This window comes from Streptomyces aurantiacus, from assembly GCF_001418335.1.
Classification (GTDB): Bacteria; Actinomycetota; Actinomycetes; order Streptomycetales; family Streptomycetaceae; genus Streptomyces; species Streptomyces aurantiacus.
In genome coordinates this window covers 1-9,849 of sequence record NZ_LIPP01000173.1, presented here as the reverse complement: position 1 = coordinate 9,849, position 9,849 = coordinate 1, and the positions used below count along the sequence as shown (strand labels likewise).

Annotated in this window: 11 protein-coding genes and 2 pseudogenes; 4 read left to right on the top strand and 9 right to left on the bottom strand. The window is 68.3% G+C overall.

The annotated features are described in order from the left end of the window. Nucleotides 1–49 precede the first annotated feature (49 nt). The 5 genes and pseudogenes from AOK01_RS45305 to AOK01_RS22970 all read right to left on the bottom strand — a co-directional run. Nucleotides 50–149 (bottom strand): annotated as a pseudogene (locus tag AOK01_RS45305) (holo-ACP synthase); the annotation flags it as partial. A gap of 2 nt (nucleotides 150–151) precedes the next feature. Continuing rightward, nucleotides 152–315: pseudogene (locus AOK01_RS45300) on the bottom strand (holo-ACP synthase); the annotation flags it as partial. A 21-nt stretch (nucleotides 316–336) separates the two neighbouring features. Beyond that, nucleotides 337–786, bottom strand: coding sequence for a hypothetical protein (locus AOK01_RS22980; protein WP_055514698.1), 450 nt, complete (start codon nucleotides 784–786; stop codon nucleotides 337–339). A 3-nt stretch (nucleotides 787–789) separates the two neighbouring features. Then, nucleotides 790–1,230, bottom strand: coding sequence for a hypothetical protein (locus AOK01_RS45295; protein ID WP_245702372.1), 441 nt, complete (start codon nucleotides 1,228–1,230; stop codon nucleotides 790–792). Then, nucleotides 1,206–1,628, bottom strand: coding sequence for an ATP-binding protein (locus tag AOK01_RS22970; protein WP_055514694.1), 423 nt, complete (start codon nucleotides 1,626–1,628; stop codon nucleotides 1,206–1,208). The genes AOK01_RS45295 and AOK01_RS22970 overlap by 25 nt, the downstream gene beginning before the upstream one ends. 233 nt (nucleotides 1,629–1,861) lie before the next feature. Here AOK01_RS22970 and AOK01_RS22965 point away from each other — a divergent pair, with 233 nt between their 5' ends. Together AOK01_RS22965 and AOK01_RS22960 are read left to right on the top strand one after the other, a co-directional pair. After that, nucleotides 1,862–2,713 (top strand): helix-turn-helix domain-containing protein, encoded by an 852-nt coding sequence (locus AOK01_RS22965; protein ID WP_055514691.1) that lies wholly within the window; start codon nucleotides 1,862–1,864, stop codon nucleotides 2,711–2,713. An 8-nt stretch (nucleotides 2,714–2,721) separates the two neighbouring features. Beyond that, entirely contained in the window at nucleotides 2,722–2,952 is a 231-nt protein-coding gene (locus AOK01_RS22960) for a DUF397 domain-containing protein (protein WP_055514689.1), read from the top strand. Here AOK01_RS22960 and glmS read toward each other — a convergent pair. After that, on the bottom strand, nucleotides 2,913–4,760 hold the full coding sequence (glmS, locus tag AOK01_RS22955; RefSeq protein WP_055514687.1) for a glutamine--fructose-6-phosphate transaminase (isomerizing): 1,848 nt from the start codon (nucleotides 4,758–4,760) through the stop codon (nucleotides 2,913–2,915). The genes AOK01_RS22960 and glmS overlap by 40 nt on opposite strands. A gap of 116 nt (nucleotides 4,761–4,876) precedes the next feature. Continuing rightward, on the bottom strand, nucleotides 4,877–5,185 hold the full coding sequence (locus AOK01_RS22950; protein WP_157871443.1) for a hypothetical protein: 309 nt from the start codon (nucleotides 5,183–5,185) through the stop codon (nucleotides 4,877–4,879). 204 nt (nucleotides 5,186–5,389) lie between these two features. Between AOK01_RS22950 and coaA the strand changes: the two genes are divergently transcribed. Further along, entirely contained in the window at nucleotides 5,390–6,379 is a 990-nt protein-coding gene (gene coaA / locus AOK01_RS22945) for a type I pantothenate kinase (RefSeq protein ID WP_055514683.1), read from the top strand. Between the two features lie 42 nt (nucleotides 6,380–6,421). Beyond that, a complete protein-coding gene (locus AOK01_RS22940; RefSeq protein WP_055514681.1) occupies nucleotides 6,422–7,366 on the top strand; it encodes a DUF389 domain-containing protein in 945 nt (314 codons plus the stop codon). Between the two features lie 61 nt (nucleotides 7,367–7,427). On the opposite strand, the gene AOK01_RS22935 is transcribed toward AOK01_RS22940, so the two are convergent. Then, nucleotides 7,428–8,447 (bottom strand): trypsin-like serine peptidase, encoded by a 1,020-nt coding sequence (locus AOK01_RS22935; RefSeq protein WP_063792847.1) that lies wholly within the window; start codon nucleotides 8,445–8,447, stop codon nucleotides 7,428–7,430. A gap of 211 nt (nucleotides 8,448–8,658) precedes the next feature. Next, nucleotides 8,659–9,552, bottom strand: a complete 894-nt coding sequence (locus tag AOK01_RS22930; protein WP_055514677.1) for a hypothetical protein — start codon at nucleotides 9,550–9,552, stop codon at nucleotides 8,659–8,661. Between the last annotated feature and the right edge of the window lie 297 nt (nucleotides 9,553–9,849).

Sequence of the window (9,849 nt, the reverse complement as noted above, 5' to 3'; positions counted from 1 at the left end):
GTACCGGCACCGGCACCGGCAGCCGGGCAGTGATCCTCTCGGACCGTCATCACCCCTCCGCGATCACCACCGCCGACGCCACCCCCGCGTCATGGCTCAGCGACACGTGCCAGGAACGCACCCCGAGTTTCGCCGCGCGGGCCGCCACGNNGCGGCGAAGCGGGCGGCGAGGGAGGCAATCCCCCGCCGCTCCCCGCTGGGAAGCAGCAACTCGCTCTCCAGAAACAGCCGTTCGGCCATCCCGGGCGTCCGCTCCACCGAAGCGGCGAACCGGTCGATCTCAGCCACGTCGATCCCGACGCCGATGATGCTCATCCGGGCACCCTATGACCCGCCCTACAACTGAAGGCTCGGCTCCCCGGCAACCAGCTCGGCCTCGTGTGTCACGGTGACGGCGCGGTCGAGGAGACGAGTGAGCAGGTCCGCGTCAGTGCAGACGTTGAGAGGCCGGAAGACATGCTTGTCCTGACCGAAGTCGAGGCCGCGAGTTTCCAGGACGCGCAGGATCGCCGCGGCCCAGGCCGCGAGGTATCCCGCGGCGAAACCCTCGGCCCACGGGACAGGGTGTTCCCGGGTACCTCCCGCCGAATGAGCGCGCTGCCGAGCCACTTCTTCAAGGGGCACAACTCCGCGCTGCCTGAGGTCTTCCAGCGTGTTCCGGAAATCGCCGGCCACCTTCTCCGGGGGGATACCGAGCCCGAGGCACATCCCCGTGAACGCGTGGAGGTTGAGCAGCTCATCCTCAGGGCCGTCCGTTTGAACGCTTTCCGTCTCGGAATCGCCCATGGGTCAGACCTCTCCGGAAGGGCTCGACGGGACCTCAGGGTCCTCGGCGAACAGATCCTCGGCCGCTGTAGCTGTCAGTGAGCGGTCGAACCACAAGGCAAGGATGTCGAGGTCGGCACACGAGGTAATGCGCTCCCTCGTACTGTCGGGGACGGGGATGCCGTGCTTCTCCAGGACGCGAAGGATCAGCGAGGCACGGTCTTCGGCCTGACCTTCAAGCTTGCCTTCGAGGTAGGCCGTCTCACGGACAGTCCCCCGGCCAGGGAAGTAGCTGACGAACGACATGTCTTTCCTCCATTTGTCTCCGGCTGGGGTCCTCCCCAGGTTGACGTCCAGGAACTCGACGAAGTATCCGGCGGTCCCGGGGTCCGTCGGATGCAGTTCCGATGTGTTCACCCATTCGAGCGTCGAAGAATTGTTCACGCCGCCGAACCCAGCTCGCACCAGACGTACTTGCCCCGGTTGCCGTCGCTGACCAGGGGGTGCCAGCCCCACTGGTCGGCGCAAGCCTTGACGAGGGCGAGCCCGCGCCCGTCCTCCGCCAAGTCCAGTTGGCCACCCGACAGACACTGCGGTTCCGGCGACTCCGGGTCGGCGTCCCAGACACCGAGCCGCAGCACGCCGGCCGACCAGCGAACGCGGAGGGCGGCGGGCCCTTTGGTATGGCGTACGGCGTTCGAGACAAGCTCGGCGGCCAGCAGTTCGGCCACATCGACCAGGTGAATCAGGCCGTGCATGGTGAGGATGAGCCGGAGGGTACGGCGGCTGACGGTGACGGCTCTGAGGTCGTTGGGGATGGAAAGGGAGTACTCCCAGGGCGCGTCGGTCACGTTTTCGGGCATGCGTCAACTCCGGTCGGCTCAGTGGGGGTTGGAGAGGCACGGCGGTGGCGGGCGGTGGCTGTTTCGCAGCCGTCCTGGCAGGACGGAGTGGTGCGCTTCCGGGGTCCCGGCAACTCGCAGCGTGTGCGTTGCATCACCGACGGTAGGCCTTAGATTTAAGATTTCGCAACTGGATCGCGTAACCTGACTCCGAACGAGTCACGGCGGCATGGGCGTTGAACAAGGGGCAATCCATGAGCACAAAGCGCGAGCCAACGGCGCGACAGCTACGTCTGGCGGTCGAACTGCGCAGGCTCCGTGAGGCGGCAGGACTCAGTGCCCGCGAGGCAGCCGCGCTGCTCGGCGTGAACTCCGTCCAGATCAGCCAGATCGAATCGGGCACTTCAGGGGTGAGCGAGAAGCGGCTCCGACGCCTCGCGTCCCACTACGCCTGTACAGACGAAGAGTTCATCAACGCCTTGGTCGCAATGGCCACGGACCGGACCCGCGGCTGGTGGGAGGAGTACCGGGGCCTACTGCCCACGTCGTTCCTGGACCTGTCCGAACTGGATCACCACGCCCGGTACCGGCACGACGTGGCAATCCTGTTCGTCCCAGGACCACTTCAGACCGAAAACTACGCCCGAGCAATCTTTTCCAACCGGGTCCCCGAACTCACTGCAGACGAGCGGGAGTTGCGCGTCCGGCACCGCATGGCCCGCCAGGTAATCATCGAGGGCCCCAGCCCCATCCCGTACGAACTGGTAATCCACGAGGCAGCGCTACGCATCATGGTCGACGACCGCGCTGCTGCAAGGGCCCAACTCTCGCGGCTCCTTGACTTCTCGGAAGCCGACCACATCACGGTCCGCATCCTGCCATTCGCCCTGGAAGGCTTCGCCAGGGCGGGAAGCACCATGACGTACGTCGGTGGCCGCGTCCCCAAACTCGACACCGTGGTGCGCGACGTACCCCACGGCTCGGTCTTCATCGATTCTGAGGCCATGCTCGGCGTCTTCCGAACGCGCTTCCGTAAGATTGAGGAAGTCGCACTCGCCCCCGACCGATCGCGTGACTTCATCCACAACCTGGCCAAGGAGCTGTGAGGCACCCGGTGATCATTTCCCTCGACTGGCGCAAGTCGTCCTACTCCGACGGCGATGACGGCAACGACTGCGTAGAAATCGCAAACTCAGCCACCCACATAGCCGTCCGCGACTCCAAAACCCCGGCCAGGGCCACCCTCACCTTCCCGGCGGGAGCCTTCACCCCCTTCATCGAAGCCCTGAAGGCAGATCACTCCGCTCACTCCACGGTCACCGACTTCGCCAAGTTCCGCGGCTGATCCACCTCATTACCCCTCGCCGTAGCCAGCTCGCACGCGAATACCTGCAACGGCACCGTCGCCACCAGTGGCTGCAACAGCACAGGCGTGGCGGGAATGCGGATCAGGTGGTCCGCATAGGGGGCCACCGCCTCGTCGCCCTCCTCCGCGATGACGACGGTCCGCGCCCCGCGCGCCCGGATCTCCTGGATGTTCGAAACGATCTTGTCGTGGAGGACCGAGCGCCCCTTGGGCGAGGGCACCACCACGACCACGGGCAGGTCCTCCTCGATCAGAGCGATGGGCCCGTGTTTCAGCTCGCCGGCCGCGAAGCCCTCCGCGTGCATGTAGGCCAGTTCCTTGAGCTTGAGCGCGCCCTCCAGGGCCACCGGATAGCCGACGTGCCGGCCCAGGAACAGCACGGTGTTCTTCGCAGCCAACGACCGCGCGAGTGCCCGTACGGGCTCCATCGTGGCCAGGACCCGTTCGACCTCGCACGAGATCCGGGACAGGTCGCGTACGACGGCCTGGATCTCGTCGCCCCACTTCGTACCGCGCACCTGGCCCAGATACAGCGCCACGAGGTAACAGGCCACGAGCTGGGTCAGGAACGCCTTCGTGGAGGCGACCGCCACCTCGGGTCCCGCGTGCGTGTAGAGCACGGCGTCGGACTCGCGGGGGATCGTCGAGCCGTTCGTGTTGCAGACGGCCAGGACCCTGGCCCCCTGTTCCCGGGCGTGCCGCAGGGCCATCAGCGTGTCCATGGTCTCCCCGGACTGCGAGATGGCGATCACCAGTGTCTGCGCGTCCAGGATCGGGTCCCGGTATCGGAACTCGCTCGCGAGTTCCACCTCGCAGGGGATCCGGGTCCAGTGCTCGATGGCGTACTTGGCGATCAGCCCGGCGTGGAAGGCCGTACCGCACGCCACCACCACGACCTTGTCGACCTCCCGGAGCACCCTCGGAGAGATCCGTACCTCGTCGAGTGTCAGCGAACCACTCGCGTCGACGCGTCCGAGCAGTGTGTCGGCGACGGCCTTCGGCTGCTCGGCGATCTCCTTGAGCATGAAGTAGTCGTAGCCGCCCTTCTCTGCGGCCGACACGTCCCAGTCGACGTGGTACGAACGCACCTCGGCGGGCAGCCCGTCGAACCCGGTGACGTGCACTCCGTCGCGCCGCAGCTCGACGACCTGGTCCTGCCCCAGTTCGATCGCGGACCGGGTGTGCGCGATGAACGCGGCGACGTCCGAGGCGAGGAAGGCCTCGCCCTCTCCGACGCCCACGACGAGCGGCGAGTTGCGCCGCGCCCCGACGACCACGTCCGGCGCGTCGGCGTGCGCGGCCACCAGCGTGAAGGCCCCCTCCAGCCGCCGGCACACCAGCCGCATGGCCTCGGCGAGATCGGCGCACGCGGAGAACTCCTCGGCGAGGAGGTGTGCGACTACCTCGGTGTCGGTCTCGGAGGTGAGCGCGTGTCCGCGTTCGGCCAGCTCGGCCCGCAGGGCGGCGAAGTTCTCGATGATGCCGTTGTGGACGACCGCGACCCGTCCCGTGTTGTCGAGGTGGGGATGCGCGTTCGCATCGGTCGGCGGCCCGTGGGTGGCCCATCGCGTGTGGCCGATGCCCGTGGACCCGGCCGGCAACGGTCGCTCGGCCAGCTCCTTCTCCAGGTTGGCGAGCTTGCCGGCCTTCTTCGCGGCGGCCGTCCCGCCGTCCGCGAGCACCGCGACGCCCGCCGAGTCGTACCCCCGGTACTCCAGCCGCTTCAGCCCGGCGACCACCACATCGAGCGCCGACTGCGACCCCACATATCCCACAATTCCGCACATACACGGCAGCCTAAGTGCCGATTCATGTCCCATCGAGGCACCGCGTGTCCGATATCGGAAATTGCCGCGCCCAAGCCCATGGCCATGGCCAAGCCCCCGCCTGCGACCGCGGCCCGCTACTCGCCCCGCTCGATCCGGTCGATCGCCTCCTGCACCATCCCGAGATACTCGACCTCCTCGCAGCGCGGCTTGCTGCCCATCTCGTACAGGTCGATGCAGTCGTAGAGGTACTCCCCCAGGTCCTCGTCCGGCAGATCGATCGCCAGCTCGCTGCACACCCGGTCCGCCATGTCGGCCGGAGCGAGTCCGGAGCCGAGTCCGGAGCCGTGCCAGTGTCCGGGTCCGGGTCCGGGTCCGGTTCCGGTTCCGGTTCCGCGGCCGAGTCTTCGTCCGACGAGGCCACGCACCCGGAAACGTACGGCCATGACGACCACCCCAACCCCCGATACCCCGGAACGCGGCTCGCTCCCGGATGGGCGGACGCTATCCCCGTATGCCCCGGCGAACCAGGGTTCGGACGGGTTCGGACGTGTTCGAGCGCGCGCTCGGGCGCGCTCAGGGCGGTGGCGGACGCGCCGACGTGACGGAGCACACCCGACGCGTCGTTCGAACTCCCGTAACAATGGACTGTGATCTCACCGGCCTCCTCGTTGCCGCGGAGCGCCCACCGGCCCAGGCCGGAGGCGACTCCCTACGTCGACCTCACCCGCGCCCAGTGGAGCGCGCTGCGTGAGAAGACGCCGCTTCCGCTGACCGCCGAGGAGGTGGAGAAGCTGCGCGGTCTGGGCGATGTCATCGACCTCGACGAGGTACGGGACATCTATCTGCCGCTGTCCCGGCTCCTCAATCTCTACGTCGGCGCGACCGACGGCCTGCGCGGCGCTCTGAACACCTTCCTGGGCGAGAAGGGCTCACAGTCCGGTACGCCGTTCGTGATAGGCGTGGCGGGCTCGGTCGCCGTCGGCAAGTCCACCGTCGCCCGCCTGCTGCAGGCCCTGCTGTCCCGCTGGCCCGAGCATCCGCGCGTCGAGCGGGTCACCACGGACGGTTTTCTGCTGCCCACCAAGGAGCTCGAAGCGCGCGGGCTGATGGCCCGCAAGGGCTTCCCCGAGTCGTACGACCGCCGGGCGCTGACCCGGTTCGTCGCCGACATCAAGGCGGGCAAGGACGAGGTGACCGCCCCGGTCTACTCCCACCTCATCTACGACATCGTCCCCGGCGAGCGGCTCACCGTCCGCCGCCCGGACATCCTGATCGTCGAGGGCCTGAACGTCCTGCAGCCCGCCCTGCCCGGCAAGGACGGCCGCACCCGGGTCGGTCTCGCCGACTACTTCGACTTCAGCGTGTACGTGGACGCCCGCGCCGAGGACGTGGAGCGCTGGTACCTCAACCGTTTCCGCCGGCTGCGCGAGACGGCCTTCCAGAACCCGTCCTCGTACTTCCGCAAGTACACCCAGGTCTCCGAGGACGAGGCACTCGACTACGCCCGTACGACCTGGCGGACCGTCAACAAGGTCAACCTCCTGGAGAACGTGGCCCCGACCCGCGGCCGCGCCACCCTCGTCGTGCGCAAGGGCGCCGACCACAAGGTGCAGAAGCTCAGCCTGCGCAAGCTCTGACCCACGGCCGATCGGCTGGTCGGACGCGGCTACCCTGCCTCCATGCTGCACCTGCGACTGATCACCCCGTCCGACCGGACCGACGCCGTGGTCCGCCTGATCGAGGGGACGGTCGGCACCGCCCATCTGGCGGTTCTGCCCGGGGCCGCCCGCAACCCCGTCGGCGACATCGTGCTGGTCGACGTGGCGCGCGAGGCGGGCGACGAGCTGATCAGCGGGCTGTGCGACCTGGAGATCGACAAGAGCGGGTCGATCGCCGTCGAGAACATCGACCTGTCGCTGTCGAAGCGCGCCGAAAAGGCGGAGTACGACGCACCCGGCGAGGGCGTGGACGCTGTCCTGTGGGAGCAGCTGGCGGACGCGACGCACGAGGAGTCGACGCTCTCGGTCACCTACCTCGCCTTCATCACGCTCGCCACGATGATCGCGGCCTGCGGTGTGGTCCTCGACAACGCGATCCTGGTCGTGGGCGCGATGGCGGTGGGCCCGGAGTTCGGCCCGCTGGCGGGCCTGAGCACAGCCCTGGTCCGGCTCCGGCCGCGCCTGGCCCTGCGCTCGCTCGTCGCCCTGCTGGTGGGCTTCGCCGTGGCGATGGCCGTGACCGTGCTCTTCAGCCTCCTGATGGACGCCCTGGGCCTGTTCACCGAGGCCCGGCTGGGGGGCGACCGGCCCAACACGGCGTTCGTCTACGCGCCGGACGCGTTCTCGTTCGTCGTGGCGGTCCTCGCGGGCATCGCCGGCACCCTCTCCCTGACCTCGGCCAAGTCGGGCCTCCTGGTGGGCGTGGCCATCTCCGTCACCACGGTCCCGGCGGCCTCCAACGCGGCGGTGGCGCTCAGCTACGGAGACACCTCCCAGACGATCGGCTCGACCAACCAGCTCCTGCTGAACCTCCTGGGCATCACCGTGGCGGGCACCCTCACCCTCCTGACCCAGAAGTACCTGTGGGCGAAACAGCGACAGCGACAGCGACAGCGACAGCGGTAGCTACCGCGGCAGCCGTAGCCGTAGCCGTAGCGGCAGTGAACGCCTCGCCGGCCCCTGGGTGTCAGGGCGCGTCGGGCGGCGTCGCCCCCGGACTCGCCTCGTCGTAGGCGGCACGCGCACCCGCGCCCAGGCGAGGTCCGGCCAGCCAGGTGTTTCCGGCCGGGCCGATGGACGTGTTGCTGACCAGCGCCAGCCTGCCCGCGGGGTTCTTCGCGAACCAGCCTCCGCCCGAGGATCCACCAGTCATCGTGCAGCCGATCCGGTAGAGCTCGGGCCGGTCTTTGCGCAGGGACAGCCTGCCTGGCCTGTCCTGGCAGGAGAACAGCCGCTCGCCGTCGAACGGCGCAGCCGCCGGATAGCCCCACGCCTTGACGGCGGGCAGTCGCGTGGCGACCGGGGCGTCGAACCAGACGGGCGCCGCCTGGCCGATCGTCTCTTCGAGCGAGGCGGTGGCGCCGGTCTGCGCCCGCATATGGAGCACCGCGAAATCATGGGTCGCACCGGCTCCCCCCGTGGGACCGCCCTGCGCGATCCACTCGGGCGCCACCGCGGCCCGGTCCGCCCACCACACGCCGAGGGGCGCGATCCGGCTTGTGCCGGAGTTCGTGGACTCGGCCGCCGGTGGCTGTCCTTCGTTGTTGTACGACGGGACGAAGACGACGTTCCGGTACCAGTCGCCGCCCTTTCCGGCGTGCACGCAGTGACCGGCCGTCCAGACCAGATCGGACCGGCCCGGATGCCCGGTGTCCTGCACGGCGGTGGCGGAACAGACACTCGCTCCCGCGGGCGTGTCGAAGTACAGCTTGCCCAGGACCGGGGCACTGACGCGGTACGGCGTCTGCTCGGCCTCGGCCGGGACGGGAGCCGGCTCGGGATCGGTGACACCGGTGTTCTCGCCGAGGTCGTCCGTCACGGGGACGTCGGCGACCAGGGCGTCCGCCATACGCTCCGGCGTCCACAAACCGGGGACGGTCGGGTTGGAGAACGACGGCAGCGCCCGTCCGATGTCCAGGCCGCCGCCTCCCTGTCCGCAGCCGCTCAGAGTGAGGAGGACGACAAACGCGAGACCGACTGATGCCATCGGCGATATCGGGGATATCAGGGACATCGGGAATTTCAGGGAAAAACCTTTTGAGCGCACAATGCCGTCCTGCCTGCCAGCCGGCGGCGGTGAATGACACACGACTGACGCCGAGTTTCGGGTCTGCGCGAAAGGGACCGAGGGCAGGGGGCCGGGAGCCTACTGCCGAGCTCCCGGCCCCCTCGCGTTCACGCTCGCGCGGTGATTGACGTCAGTCGGAGAAACGGATCGACTTGACCTCGGGGAATCCAAGCTTGGCGAGGTCGTTGACGTCACCGTCGACAACCAGCGACTTGCCGGTGCAGTCGGCGCCGTCCCAGATCTTGACGGCACCGGTGACCTTCAGGGAGCCGGTGAAGCGGACCGGCTTGCACCCCGGCCCGGTGATGCCTTCCGCCGGCTCGGCGAAACGCGACCCGTCGAAGAACGTGGCACTGTCGGCCGACGCCCCGTCTCCGTTGCCACCGTCACCGTCACCCTCGGGCGCCGCACCGGCACCGGCCTTCTGGCCGTCGGGCGCCACGCCGAACCATGTGCCGCCCACGCCCTGGCCATTGGTGTCACCGGGCTTGAGGTCCTTGCTGAACAGGTAGACCGGCCATCCGCCGAGAGTCACCTGAAGACCGCCGTCACGGGGAATGAACCCGATCGCCGACTTGTCGACTCCGTCAAGGAAGACACGGCCCTTGTTGGCCACCAAGTAGGGCGGCCATGTCGTCGCACAGTCGTCGACGCAGTTGGACTTCGACGGATCGGCGGTGTCCTTGTCGAACCGGTAGAGCGTGAAGCCGGCCCCGTTGATGACCACCGGGTCGAGCTCACCGGCCTTGTCCGCGCTGAGTTGGATCCACTTGCGGACGACGGGCTTCGACTCGGTGACCGACGGCATGGCGTTGGCGGCGAAGTCGCCCGTGTTGGGGCGAGCCTTGTTCTCCTGTGCGGTGCCTGGCGTGAATTCGAGATTGGCACTCGCCGCCGGCGGTGCGGAAGAGGCGTTGGCAGCCGCCTTGTCGTCACCGTCGCCGTCACCGCCGCCGCAGGCAGAGAGGAGCAGCACACCGACGGCCGCGAAGGAGGAGAGTGCCGCAGCACGAGTACGGAACATGGACAGGCCCCCGTGAGGAATAGCAGTGAAATCCCGCCCGGTCGTCCGAGCGTTCTACTCGCTGCTACGGCCTGCCATCCGAACGGGTTCTATCCACCCCCGCCTGTAACAAAACCGTGACCGCCAGAGAAACGGCGCAATCTTCCGCCGTCAGGGGCACGGGGAACGGCGCAATCCTTCGTCTTTCAGGGGCGCGGGGAACGGCGCAATCTTTCGTCTTCAGGGGCGCAGGGAGCGGCGCGATCTTGTGTCTTTTAGGGGCGCGGGGAACTGCGCGACCAGCCACAACGCACCCGC